The sequence below is a fragment of the Gilliamella sp. W8128 genome (assembly GCF_016100545.1).
Lineage (GTDB): Bacteria > Pseudomonadota > Gammaproteobacteria > Enterobacterales > Orbaceae > Gilliamella > Gilliamella apis.
The window spans coordinates 192,886-206,254 of the sequence record NZ_JACFSE010000006.1; the positions used below are offsets into that span (position 1 = coordinate 192,886).

At 33.2% G+C, this 13,369-nt stretch carries 12 protein-coding genes; 2 read left to right on the plus strand and 10 right to left on the minus strand.

Annotated elements, in window-relative coordinates:
* Positions 1-92: 92 nt before the first annotated feature.
* Together gntR and ung are read right to left on the minus strand one after the other, a co-directional pair.
* Positions 93-1,097, minus strand: coding sequence for a gluconate operon transcriptional repressor GntR (gene gntR / locus H3U97_RS07950; RefSeq protein ID WP_065614755.1), 1,005 nt, complete (start codon positions 1,095-1,097; stop codon positions 93-95).
* A complete protein-coding gene (ung, locus tag H3U97_RS07955) occupies positions 1,097-1,783 on the minus strand; it encodes a uracil-DNA glycosylase (RefSeq protein WP_198192266.1) in 687 nt (228 codons plus the stop codon). Before ung ends, gntR begins: the two co-directional genes overlap by 1 nt.
* Positions 1,784-2,176: 393 nt before the next feature.
* Between ung and grcA the strand changes: the two genes are divergently transcribed.
* Positions 2,177-2,560, plus strand: coding sequence for an autonomous glycyl radical cofactor GrcA (gene grcA / locus H3U97_RS07960; RefSeq protein ID WP_034902904.1), 384 nt, complete (start codon positions 2,177-2,179; stop codon positions 2,558-2,560).
* 60 nt (positions 2,561-2,620) lie between these two features.
* Here the strand turns inward: grcA and H3U97_RS07965 are convergent, their stop codons facing one another.
* The 4 genes from H3U97_RS07965 to H3U97_RS07980 are packed head-to-tail and all read right to left on the minus strand — an operon-like array spanning position 2,621 to position 5,596.
* Positions 2,621-3,676, minus strand: coding sequence for a tyrosine-protein phosphatase (locus H3U97_RS07965; protein ID WP_198192265.1), 1,056 nt, complete (start codon positions 3,674-3,676; stop codon positions 2,621-2,623).
* Between the two features lie 3 nt (positions 3,677-3,679).
* Positions 3,680-4,948: a PTS sugar transporter subunit IIC gene (locus H3U97_RS07970; RefSeq protein WP_198192264.1), complete on the minus strand. Its 1,269-nt coding sequence runs from the start codon at positions 4,946-4,948 to the stop codon at positions 3,680-3,682.
* A gap of 16 nt (positions 4,949-4,964) precedes the next feature.
* On the minus strand, positions 4,965-5,273 hold the full coding sequence (locus tag H3U97_RS07975; RefSeq protein ID WP_034902901.1) for a PTS sugar transporter subunit IIB: 309 nt from the start codon (positions 5,271-5,273) through the stop codon (positions 4,965-4,967).
* A gap of 17 nt (positions 5,274-5,290) precedes the next feature.
* Positions 5,291-5,596, minus strand: coding sequence for a PTS lactose/cellobiose transporter subunit IIA (locus H3U97_RS07980; RefSeq protein ID WP_034902898.1), 306 nt, complete (start codon positions 5,594-5,596; stop codon positions 5,291-5,293).
* Between the two features lie 170 nt (positions 5,597-5,766).
* On the opposite strand from H3U97_RS07980, the gene H3U97_RS07985 reads away from it, so the two are divergent.
* A complete protein-coding gene (locus tag H3U97_RS07985) occupies positions 5,767-8,463 on the plus strand; it encodes a sigma 54-interacting transcriptional regulator (protein ID WP_198198665.1) in 2,697 nt (898 codons plus the stop codon).
* 379 nt (positions 8,464-8,842) lie between these two features.
* On the opposite strand, the gene H3U97_RS07990 is transcribed toward H3U97_RS07985, so the two are convergent.
* The 4 genes from H3U97_RS07990 to dnaK form a co-directional block, all read right to left on the minus strand.
* The gene (locus H3U97_RS07990; protein WP_065577929.1) at positions 8,843-9,478 is read right to left on the minus strand and encodes a peroxiredoxin-like family protein; all 636 of its coding nucleotides are present in this window, start codon (positions 9,476-9,478) and stop codon (positions 8,843-8,845) included.
* Positions 9,475-9,972, minus strand: coding sequence for a MarR family winged helix-turn-helix transcriptional regulator (locus tag H3U97_RS07995; RefSeq protein ID WP_198198666.1), 498 nt, complete (start codon positions 9,970-9,972; stop codon positions 9,475-9,477). Before H3U97_RS07995 ends, H3U97_RS07990 begins: the two co-directional genes overlap by 4 nt.
* A gap of 194 nt (positions 9,973-10,166) precedes the next feature.
* Entirely contained in the window at positions 10,167-11,297 is a 1,131-nt protein-coding gene (dnaJ, locus tag H3U97_RS08000; RefSeq protein WP_065577931.1) for a molecular chaperone DnaJ, read from the minus strand.
* A gap of 126 nt (positions 11,298-11,423) precedes the next feature.
* Positions 11,424-13,343 (minus strand): molecular chaperone DnaK, encoded by a 1,920-nt coding sequence (gene dnaK, locus H3U97_RS08005; RefSeq protein WP_198198667.1) that lies wholly within the window; start codon positions 13,341-13,343, stop codon positions 11,424-11,426.
* Positions 13,344-13,369: the final 26 nt, after the last annotated feature.

Genomic DNA, 13,369 nt, shown 5'->3' on the forward strand with positions numbered 1-13,369 from the left:
CATAGATATCAAATCATGAAAACCTGAAATCCATCCCAACCTAATCAATAATGTGATAATGATATAAATTTTAGAAAATATTTTAAAATTAATTACAAACTTTCACCATCAAGATATTCAACAGGTAAATCGATGACCTTTTCAGCAATATTTTCACCATTTATACGTTTCAAGAGTAATTCCGTAGCAATTTTTCCCATTTCAATTCTTGGCGTATGAATGGAAGCTAATTTAGGATTCATATACTGGCCAATTTTATGGCCATGAAAACCAACAATCGCTATTTGTTTAGGTATTTCAATACCAATACGCTGACATTCAAGTAATACACCTAAAGCCAAATCATCATTGGTACTAAAAATACCATCAACACATGGATATTCTTTTAATATCTGGTGTAAAAATCTCGCTCCCAAATCATAAGATGAGGCTTCTTTAGTGGCTAATGTTTTAGGCATTAATCCTGCCTCTTGCATGGCTTTTTCATAACCTTGTTGCCGAATAATACTACGTTGATCTTGTCTTGCACTAAAATAGACAATGTGACGTCGTCCTTTATTTATCATGCGATGAATCATATTTTTTGTAGCCGTAAAATTATCAAATCCAACAGCCATATCAATGCAAGGCGACACACTATCCATAATTTCCACTACTGGGACACCTGAAATTTCAATCATCTTTAAGGTAGCTGGATTATGTATCCTTTCCGTCAAAATTAATCCATCAATATTATAAGACAGTAAAGAACGGACTCGTAACTCTTCTTTATCAGCGTTATATCCGGTGTGAGTGATCATGGTTTGATAACCTTGCACGTCGGAAACCATCTCAATACCTTTTAAAATATCAGCAAAAACTTGGTTAGTTAACGAGGGAAATACAACTCCAATAGCATGACTTTTGGCATTTGATAACATATCAGGAGCTTTGTTAGGAATATACCCGAGCTTATCAATAGCTGATGATATTTGTAATTGAAGTGATTCAGATACAAGCTTAGGATCTCGCAAAAAGCGACTTACTGTCATTTTGCTGATCCCAACTAAATTAGCAATTTCCTGTAAACCTGGACGGCGTTTCTTATTACTACTCATTAACTTTTTTCCGGTAATCGTGGTTGCCAATCGATAGGCGTTTTACCATGCTGTAAAATAAAATTATTGGCTTTTGAAAAGTGTTTACAACCAAAAAATCCACGATGAGCCGATAATGGTGATGGGTGTACCGCCGTTAACACATGGTGTTTTTGACGATCAATAAATTGACCTTTTTTTTGCGCCGGAGAGCCCCAAAGTAGGAAAACAACACCCTCTAGATATTTATCAATTGCTGCAATAACATGATCAGTAAAGGTTTCCCAACCTATTTTGGCATGAGAGTGAGCTTGACCTGCTTCAACCGTTAATACGTTATTGAGTAATAAGACACCTTGAGTAGCCCAATAGCCTAAATAGCCATGATTAGGTATCGTGAATCCTTCAATATCAGTTGCTAACTCTTTATAGATATTTAATAACGAGGGAGGCGGTTTGATTCCGGGTAATACAGAAAAGGATAAGCCATGAGCTTGATTTGGGCCATGATAAGGATCCTGCCCTAGGATCACTACTTTAATATCACTAAATGCAGTAAAGCGAAAAGCATTAAATACATCGTGCTGGGGTGGGTAAATAATTTTACCTTGTGCACGCTGCGTTGCCACAAACTGCATTATATGTTGAAAATAGGGCTTCTCTTTTTCAGAGCCAATAACATCATTCCATGTTAATTGATTACTCATATTTGACCTTTGCAATTATTTTATCTAGTTCAACACTGGATTTATTGATGATATCAATTATACCTAAAAATACCAATAAACCTACTGATAATCAATGATGAGAAAAGTACTCTTCATTCAACAGTAAATAAGCGTTCAACGAATAAAAAGACAAATAAAAATAACTTGTTTAGTTTAAGATCATCAAAATATTACTTAAATTGCAAGTGACAATAAAAGATTACCTATTAATAAATATAAAGTTATGTGCAAAAATTGGGTAAACCTACACAATCAACGGTAAAACTTATCAGATTAATAGCTTTTTTTGATTTTAATCAAATTTTGAAAGTGCTATATTACTTATAAATAGTTTAGGACAATAAGGTCCAGATCCATTAGGAGGATTTAAAAATGATTACAGGTATCCAAATTACTAAAGCAGACAATCAAGCACTACTTAACTCTTTCTGGTTGTTAGATGATTCAACAAAAGAAGCTCGTTGTGTTGCTGCTAAATCAGTTTACAAAGAAGATCAAATCGTCCCAACTGCGGAACTTGGTCAATTCGAATATCGTGAAGTTCCATTAGATGTAGCACCAACAATTAAAGTTGAAGGTGGTCAACATTTAAATGTAAACGTACTTCGTCGTGAAACATTAGAAGATGCAGTACAACATCCAGAAAAATATCCGCAATTAACAATTCGTGTTTCTGGTTATGCAGTTCGTTTTAACTCACTAACTGCTGAACAACAACGTGACGTTATTGCTCGTACATTTACTACTAAAATGTAATTTACAGAGTATAAAATAGTGTAAATTAGATTAACCCAGTTTAATACTGGGTTAATTTTTTTAATAGAGATAATTTTGTTTTATCTTTTCTCTCTCGCTTTCTGTTATTTTTAACGCTTTAGTTAAATATTCCGCAATTGAGCCGAATCTTGTACGCATTTCATCAAATGCAGCTTCAAGGTAACTACTACGCGCTTCCATCATAGAATACAAAAAAGCTAATATTTCAGCATTATCGGTCTCTTTTTTATATTTCTCCATTCTACGCATATTACGCGAATACCTTAATTCACTTGTCATTGCATAATCTAATAATATAGTTTGTTCATCAACACCTAAAATAGCTAATATAATAGCTATACCGAAACCGGTTCTATCTTTACCTCCTCGACAATGTTGTACTATCGCTAAGTTTCGGCTATCTAAAATAATATCAACAAGTTCTCTGTATATTTTGGCTGTTTCAGGATTACGAATAAAATCACGATTTTGTTCTTGCATAATTAGCCCAGAACCATCAATAACCATTTTGCCATTTTTGCTTTGGCTTAAACTAATGAGTTCCTGTATTTTTTCATGATCATTACTAGCTTTAGCTGCTAACTCTGCTGAAGATGCATCGGGAATTAAACGAAGTGTATTTAGCTGATTATTCCACAAGCGATTGGGCTGTTTGCTGTATTCTTTTTCATTACGATAATCAATAATAGTATGAAAATTTGCCGTATTTAAATATGCGATATCCTTATCTGTCAAATTATGTAAATGATCTGAACGATAAAGATTACCCCATCTAACAGTTTTACCATCACCAGTTCTATAGCCGCCAATATCACGAAAATTATTTGCACCTTCCAATGGCAGAACACGTTCTGCAGTCACATAATTTTGACCATTAATATCAAGGATAAAATAGCAACGTTTATCATCAAGAATATCTAAATCAATGCTTGATTGTGTTGTTTGAGTAAGTATAGTTTTTTCAGCATTTTTTATATCAGCACTATCACTCAAATAAATTTTTACCTCTTGCGATTGTGCTGGTGATTGCCAACTTAGACGCACACGGCTTGGTGTTAATCTTTCAACTGCATTAACTATAATATTATTGTGCATCTATTATTTCTCCGTTGTCGCTTGTTCAATACTAAGTTTTTGTTTATCCATGTAACGAACAAATGGAAAGTAAACTAACATAGCAACAACTAACAATACCACATGCCATATTGCCATTTGCCAACCACCAATCATAAATCCTTTAATAATTTCAGGCGTTCCAGCCGTTGGTAGAGGCATACCATTAACACGAGGAATAATACCAATCAATGTAGCAAAATAAGATAAGCCGACATTAATTGTTCCAGCAAAAATCAACGGTAAAAATAGAATTGGATTTAATACCATAGGTAAACCAAATTTATAAGGCTCACTAATACCAAAGCAACCAGGTATAAAGCCAATCTTACCTAAACTTTTCATTTGTTGGCTCTTACAGCGTACTAATAAAATAGATAATGCCAAATAACGCGGTCCTTTTTGTGCATTAATAAATGTCATTGTGACAATAAATGGTAATGCCTGACCTGCTTGAAATGCTTCTAAATTAGCGATATCAAAAGGATAGAATAAGGCATATAAGATAGCCGAAGTCGCCATTGAACCGTGAATACCAAAGAACCATAAAAATTCCGCTAAAAATACAATTAATAACGCTGCTGCTAAACTTGCACCTAAGCCTTGAAGCGGTACTTGAATTATGGAATAAATTAAATTATGTACATTATCAAATTCGGTAAGACCAACTAACGCATTAATTAGAGCAAAGACTACGGCAATAATAAATGCGGGAATAAGACTGGAAAAAGATTTTGAGACAAAATCAGGTACTGACTCAGGCATTTTTATCGTTAGTTTACGATTAAGTAAGAAAATATAAAAACGTGTAGCAAATAATCCTACTAACATCGCAACAATCATTCCTCTTGAACCAACATACAAGAGATCAATGGCTGCAATACCGTTGGTTTTCATTGGAGTGATAAAAAGGAAAGCCATTAGCCCCATTAATGCAGCTAAAATACCATCTTTTTTATGTAATTCTGCCATCTTATACGAAATAGCCACTACGACATAGAGTGAAATCACGTTCATGGTGACTACTGAAGCAACTTTAAAAGCGGATTTCAATCCTGTTGCCACTAATACTGCCTGATAAGATTCTATATTTAAACTATTTAAAACCGCAACAATCGAGCCTACCATCATGACAGGTAATAGCATCATCATGCCACTTGAAACAGCTTGCACAGAATAACTTGATTGAATAGAGCCAATAACCTTTTGCAATTTTGCTCTAAAACTCATTAGCGTTTCTTTATTATTTATCATAATAAAATCTCTCTTATTAGCTGATTCCATTGTCTAAAATTTCTAAGGCAGTTTTTAACACCTTTTCACCATTCATCGTTCCATAGTCTAGAGAATCAATAACAACTATTGGAATGTCATGCTGTTTTTTTAAGTTTTCATAGATATACTCTATTTGCGGTCCTAACATAATAATGTCCAGATCATCATATTGATCTAATTCAGTTTCGCTTACTGCATTAATATTGACATCAATACCGATCTTTTCCGCAGACTCTTTCATTTTTTTGACTAACATACTGGTAGAGAATCCACCCATACAAGCTAGCATAATGTTATAAGTCATATTAATTACCCCTTTAATTATTTATCTTTTAATATTTCTATAATTTCAATGGCTAAGTCTCGCATTGAAATTGCATTCATTAAGTGATCTTGAGCATGAATAATCAGTAACGAAACTGGAATATGATTACCCTGAATCTCGTTTTGAATTAATTCAGTCTGTGTTTTATGCGCAATCGCTAAAAATTTTTTTACTTCTTCAATTAAACTATCGGCTTGTTCAAAATTACCTTTACGAGCAGCCCTAATTGCTTTTAGGCAGCGACTTCTTGCATCACCGCTATTGGTAATTAGTTGCATTACAATCTCTTCATACTCATTCATTAATTTTTCCTCAGTTTGATATATTTCATGTAATAAATAACAGCAATAACCGTGCCAAAACAAAATAAATTAAAAATAATCAATAATTAATTTTTTAAGTTACTAATGTGTTTTTATGTGTTTTAATACACATTAAGGAATAGATTTGCTAAAACACATTAGGATGTGAAATGTTAAGAATTGAGATTATTTTCCAAAAATTACAGGAATTAACGCTAAAAAACAGTGAAGGAGTTACTACTTCTGAACTTGCCACATTACTGAATTATTCTCGGGCAAATGTTAGCCACGAATTAAATCAGCTTATTAAGCAAGGAAAAGTGGTTAAAGATAAAGGAAAACCAGTCAAATATTCTATTGCTAAATCTTCGATAAAAACCGAAAACAAACCAAATTTCAAATTTGGTGAATTCAAAAATTTTATCGAATCTAGCACCAGTTTGCATACCTTGATTGAACAAGCTAAAGCAGCTATATTTTATCCTCCTCATGGTATGAATATTTTAATTACTGGTGAGACAGGAGTTGGCAAATCACTGTTTGCCGAACTGATTTATAACTATGCTAAAAGTGTCAATAAAATTAGTCCTGATGCGCCATTTATCCACTTTAATTGTGCTGATTACGCTTCAAATCCACAATTACTTTTAACCCAATTATTCGGCTGTAAAAAAGGTGCCTATAGTGGTGCAATCGATGATCGTGAAGGTTTAGTTGAAAGGGCGCACACCGGACTGTTATTTTTAGATGAAGTTCACCGTTTACCACCAGAAGGACAAGAAATATTTTTTACTTTTATTGATAAAGGCCTTTTTAGACGACTAGGTGATACCGTAGAACGAACAGCACAAGTTCGCATTATTGCCGCAACGACAGAAGATCCGAATTCAGCATTATTGCGTACATTTACTCGTCGCTTTCCTATGAATTTAACCATTCCGCCTTTAAGAGCAAGAACTTTTGAGGAAAGATTTAATCTAATTCAAAATTTCTTTAATACCGAATCGGCACAATTAAAAGAAAAAATTGTCGTATCAAGTAATGCCCTTCGCGCTTTGTTAGGCTATAACTGCCCTAATAATATAGGGCAACTTGAAGCTGATATTCGTTTTATTTGTGCAGCCGCCTATGCCAAACATATTTCCTACAGTAATTCAGAGTATATTTATATTAATAGTGCTCTATTACCAAATCATATCAGTGAAGCATTATTGATTGAAACACAACATCGCCAAACGTGGAATAAAATCATTGGTATTAATCGAAAAAATATTATATTTCAGGGAGAAGATAATAAGATCCTATATGAAAATAATAAATCTAATGATATCTACGATATCGTAAATCGAAAAATCGCTGAATTAAAAACACAAGGTAGGGGAAATTTCGAACTCGAAGAAGAAATTGAACAAGAGATTCAGGATTATTTTTATACCTATATTTATAATAATACTAAAAAATATGATAAGAATAAGTTGAAAAATATAATTTCAACTAAAGTATTACGTTTAACTGAAGCCTTAATTGAACAGGCTGAAAACAGTTTACAGTGCAGCTTTAATAATCGTATTTATTATAGTTTAGCTAACCATATCGAACAGACATTAAAGCGAATAAATAGCAATCAAAAGATTAGTCATCCGCAATTAAATAAAATCCGAACGAATTATCCAAATCAATTTAATGCTGCACTTGATTGTCTCACAATGATTGAACACATTATGGATACGACACTGCCCATTGATGAAGCTGCTTATCTGGCCATGTTTTTTATATATGGTACTAATAATCCTATTTTACCTTCAAATAATGTGCAAATTGTCGTTATTGCTCACGGAGATAAAACCGCAACGTCAATCACGAAAACAGCACATGACTTACTTAACATTGAATATGCACTTGCTTTTGATGTGCCACTTGATGAATTGCCACAAAAAATTCTCGAAAAAATTATTAACCATATTCAATTAACTAAAAATAAATCAGACATGCTATTACTGGTTGATATGGGATCTTTGAAAAATTTTGGTGAAGAGATAGAGGCAAAATGTAATATTAAAACCAAAACAATTCAACTGGTTAGTACTTTACATGTGATTGAGGCAATTCAAAATGCAATGAATGGATATTGCTTAGAAGAAGTATATGAGAATGTCTTACAAATTCATATGCTTAATCAAGCACCATTAGTATCAGCACCGCAAGAAGAGAGTTTAGTTAATAAAAAATTAGCCATTTTAATTATTAATGTGCCGAATAAAAGTACCAATATCACCATAGATTTATTAAATAATGTACTTTCATATCGACAAAATATCTTAGACATTATTGCACTTAGTTTATCTCACGAAGATGATAAATTATTTAAAGAAATCGAAGAAATTCAGCAAAGCCATACGATTGTTGCTATAGTGAGCCCATTTAACTTTAATACTTCAATAAGCCAATTCGATTTAACATCATTAATTTATCCGGACAATATTAAGAAATTACAGCAATTAATTGATATTGAAACCATTTACTCTTTAATCGAAAAAACACTTTCGAATATTTTATCCAATATTGAACCACGCGATTTACTAACCGATATTAAGCATTTTAATGAAAATATAACCCGTAAATTTAATATTAGAGTATCAAATAATACTTTGATTGGACTGGTTATGCATATCGCTTGTATGCTTGAACAGATAATTAATGGCGAGCAGAGCAAGGTTAAATTTATTGATAGACAAAATTATATTCGTAAGTATAGGAATGAATATTCAATTATTAAAGATGAATTAGTTGTCTTCGAAGAAAAATATAAAATTACCATTCCTGAAGAGGAGATCTGCTATATATTAAAATTCTTTAACCACCTTTAGAAAAAATGGCAATATGAAGCCATACTCCTGATATGACCTGATCGATAAAGCCCGTAATATCACGGGCGGTTATGAGGTTATTTAAAAATTAGGCCTGTTTTTTGCCAACAAAAAGATGAGCAAATTAATATTAAAATCCCCAATATTGCGAAGATAAAGTATAGGCCAATATAGGCTTTTTTCTTTATCTTCACAAGCTGTTACCTTATAACTCACTCACATCAGAACAATAGCGTTATGTTATTGCGTATGTTCTCACAACTAAAATGTAACTTTATAGTTTTAATTAAATTTAATATAAAAAGGGATAATATAAATATTATCCCTTTTTATATCAGATTAGTAACATTTCATATTGCTAGATAAATTTAAATTTTTATTACTTTAATACATTTATTAATTCAGATATATCAGCTCGTTCCATATAATTAGCATTAACATAAGCAAAATAAACCTTTTTATCTTGCCCAATTAAATAAGTTGCTGGTATTGGTAATGTATAACTATCATCATCATTAAAATCGAATAAATTAGCACCTAAACTCTTATATAATTCTCGCATTTTTTCAGGTAATGTGAATACTAAACCAAATTGGTTAGCTATGTTGTTTTTAATATCTGATAGTATCGTTATCGACATCGATTTTTCTTTTTTTAACTGTGCACTAATTGCAGCTTTCTGCGGTGAAATAGCAATGAAATGTGCATTTTTTTGCATCAATTCTAAGTTATTTTGAAAATGTTCTAATTCTTTTACACAGAACGGGCACCAACTACCTCGAAAGAAACTAATAATTACGGGTTTGGATTCCAGTAATTTATATAAATTGATTTCTTCATTATCAGTTGATATTAGTGAAAAGTCTGGTGCAATATCGCCACATTGTAAAGCATGACTATCTAGTTTTTCATTTAACATATCAGTTAATGAGTTATTTAACATATTTAGAACATCTGGGGGTAATTGTGTTAATAGATCTTGTCTTAATATTTTTAAGTCTTCGATTACTTTCATTTAATAATTTCCTTTTTTGATACATTTTCATGAATTTGGCTTAATACCTTTTTGAATATAGCAACATCATTATCAGATAAATTATTAGTTATTTTTTCTATCCAAAAACTGTGCTCTTTTAACGTTTCCGTCAATAAATCCATTCCTGCTGGGGTTAAACAAATAATGGAAATTCTTTTGTCATTTTCATCATTTCTTTTTGATACTAGCTCATCATTAATTAGAGAACTAACAAGTGTTGTTGTTGAAGCTTTAGTTATCCCTAATAATTTAGCAATTTCTTGCAAAGATAATTCTTGGTATTCTTTCAGTAAAACTAAAATAATTAGTCGACTTTCTGAGAGATGATATTTTTGAAGACGTTTAGCACACTCTATATCGATCAGATTAGCAACAGATAATAATGTAAAACATGTTCTAATCTTTTCTAAATCAACCGTATTTTGTTTTTTCAAAATATTGCAAAAAGATAAATAGCGATTTTCGAGTTGCATGTATTATCCTCCAAATTAGTTAGCCCCCTTACTAATTAGATATATTAAATACTATATGACTTAATGTCAAATTATGAATATTTAATAATAAAGGAAAAATTAAAGTTAACTGAAATGAAAAATATTAAGATATCAATAGAATAAAAAAATCGAGCCTTAATCATAAGGCTCGATTGTATAATCAATAACGAATGTTATCCAAAAAATTTCTTCACTTTATCAAGAAAGCTTTTTTCTTTTGGACTGTGTTTTGAGTTTTTATCCGATTTAAAACTTTCGCCTAACTCTTTTAATAACTCTTTTTGTTTGCTAGTTAGATTAACTGGTGTTTCAACTGCAACATGGCAATAGAGATCACCTACAGCACTGCCTCGTAATGATTTAATGCCTTTTCCACGTAATCTAAACATTTTACCGGTTTGTGTTTCGGCCGGTATGGTTAGGCTAACTTTACCGTTCAGGGTTGGTACTTCAACCTCACCACCTAGTGATGCTAACACAATATTAATTGGAATTTCGCAATGTAAATTAGTGCCATCTCGCTCAAAGATTGCATGCGGTTTTACTTGTACTTGTACATATAAGTCACCAGCAGGTGCACCGTTTAATCCAGCTTCACCTTCACCTGAAAGTCGAATACGGTTTCCTGTATCAACCCCAGCAGGAATAGTAACAGAAAGTGTTTTAGTTTTTTGAACACGTCCTTCACCATGACATTTCTTACATGGATTTTTAACCACTTTTCCACGCCCATGACAAGTCGGACACTCTTGCTGTACGGCAAAAAAGCCTTGTCGCATTTGCACAACACCAGCACCGTGACAGGTATTACAAGTTACAACATCTGAAGCTTTTTCAGTTCCTTGACCATGGCAAACATCACAATTAACCCAAGTTGGTACTTTAATCTCTTTGCTTACACCGCTAGCAGCTTCTTCTAATGTTAATGAAATATTATATTGTAAGTCATTACCACGCGATGCAGCTTGACCTCGTCCTCGGCCACCACCGAAGAAATCACTGAAGATATCATCAAATGCAGAACCGCCGCCAAAACCACCAAAACCGCCGAACCCACCTGCGCCACCTTGCCCTTGTTCAAAAGCAGCATGGCCATACTGATCATAAGCAGCTTTCTTTTGTGGATCGGTTAAGATTTCATAAGCTTCTTTAACTTCTTTGAATTTTGCTTCAGCTTCAGCTTTGTTATCCTGATTTTTATCCGGATGATATTTCATGGCTAGGCGTTTGTAGGCTTTTTTTATCTCAGTTTCACTGGCATTTTTACTCACGCCTAATGTTTCATAATAATCTTTCTTCGCCATAATTAACCTTTAAATTTAATCATTATATAAACAACTAAACGGGCTTGAGTTACCTCGCGCCCGTTTAATGTTTTACATGTTTAAAACTCGTTGCAATAACTCATTAAAAAACATATCAGTTAATGCTTATTTTTTTTCATCATCAACTTCTTTGAAGTCTGCATCAACAACATCATCTTGTCCTGCAGCACTTCCGCTATTTGCTTGACCTGCAGATTGATCTGCTTGAGCTTGATGTTGAGCTAACTCAAGTAATTTTTTTGAAGCTTCCATTAATGCATTAATTTTAGCTTCGATCTCTGCTTTGTCTTCACCGCGGGCGGCATTTTCTAAATCACTCACAGCACTTTCAATAGCTGTTTTATCATCAGCTGATAATTGATCACCAGCTTCAGTCACTTGTTTACGAGTTGAGTGAACAAGATGATCAGCTTGGTTACGAATTTGAGCTAATTCTTCAAATTTACGGTCTGCATCAGCATTTGCTTCAGCATCATTTACCATTTTTTGGATCTCTTCTTCGCTTAATCCTGAAGAAGCTTTAATGGTAATGTTTTGCTCACGACCAGTATTTTTATCTTTTGCTGATACATGCAAAATACCATCAGCATCAATATCAAAGGTTACTTCGATTTGTGGCATACCACGTGGTGCAGCTTGAATACCATCAAGGTTAAATTGACCTAATGATTTATTGTCACTTGCACGTTTACGTTCACCTTGTAATACATGGATAGTTACGGCTGATTGATTATCTTCAGCAGTTGAGAATACTTGACTATGTTTTGTTGGGATAGTCGTGTTTTTCTCAATTAAGGTAGTCATTACACCACCCATTGTTTCAATACCTAATGATAATGGTGTTACGTCAAGTAATAATACATCTTTAACATCACCACCTAATACACCACCTTGTACTGCTGCACCAACAGCTACTGCTTCATCAGGGTTAACGTCTTTACGTGGTTCTTTACCAAAGAAATCTGCAACAGCTTTTTGAACCATTGGCATACGTGTTTGACCACCAACTAAGATGACATCTTTAATATCAGAAACACTAAGACCGGCATCTTTTAATGCTGTTTTAACAGGTTCCATTGAACGTTTAACTAAATCTTCAACTAATGATTCAAGTTTAGCGCGAGTCACTTTGATATTTAAGTGTTTTGGCCCACTTGCATCAGCAGTAATATACGGTAAGTTAATATCAGTTTGTTGAGCTGATGATAATTCAATTTTCGCCTTTTCAGCAGCTTCTTTTAAACGTTGCATTGCTAATGGATCATTTTTAAGATCAAATCCTTGTTCACGTTTGAATTCGTCAACTAAATAGTTAATTAAACGTGAGTCAAAGTCTTCACCACCTAAGTGAGTATCACCATTTGTTGCTAATACTTCAAATGTTTTTTCACCATCAACTTCATCAATTTCGATAATTGAGATATCAAAAGTACCACCACCAAGGTCATATACAGCAATAGTACGGTTACCAACATCTTTATCTAAACCATAAGCTAACGCTGCTGCGGTTGGCTCATTGATAATACGTTTTACATCTAAACCGGCAATACGACCAGCATCTTTGGTTGCTTGACGTTGTGCATCATTAAAATAAGCAGGAACAGTAATAACTGCTTCTGTCACAGGCTCACCAAGATAATCTTCTGCAGTTTTCTTCATTTTCTTTAATACTTCAGCAGAAATTTGCGGTGGAGCAATTTTTTGACCTTTAACATCAACCCAAGCATCACCATTATCAGCTTTAACAATTTTATATGGCATAATACCAACATCACGTTGTACTTCAGCATCTTCATAACGACGACCGATTAAACGTTTAATTGCAAATAATGTATTTTGTGGATTGGTTACGGCTTGGCGTTTAGCTGGTTGACCAACTAAGATTTCACCATCTTGAGTGTAAGCAATGATGGAAGGGGTTGTGCGATCACCCTCGGCATTTTCTAATACTTTTGCTTGACCATTATCCATTACTGCAACACATGAATTTGTTGTACCTAAATCGATACCAATAATTTTACCCATAATCTTTTCTCCTCAAACCTGTATTT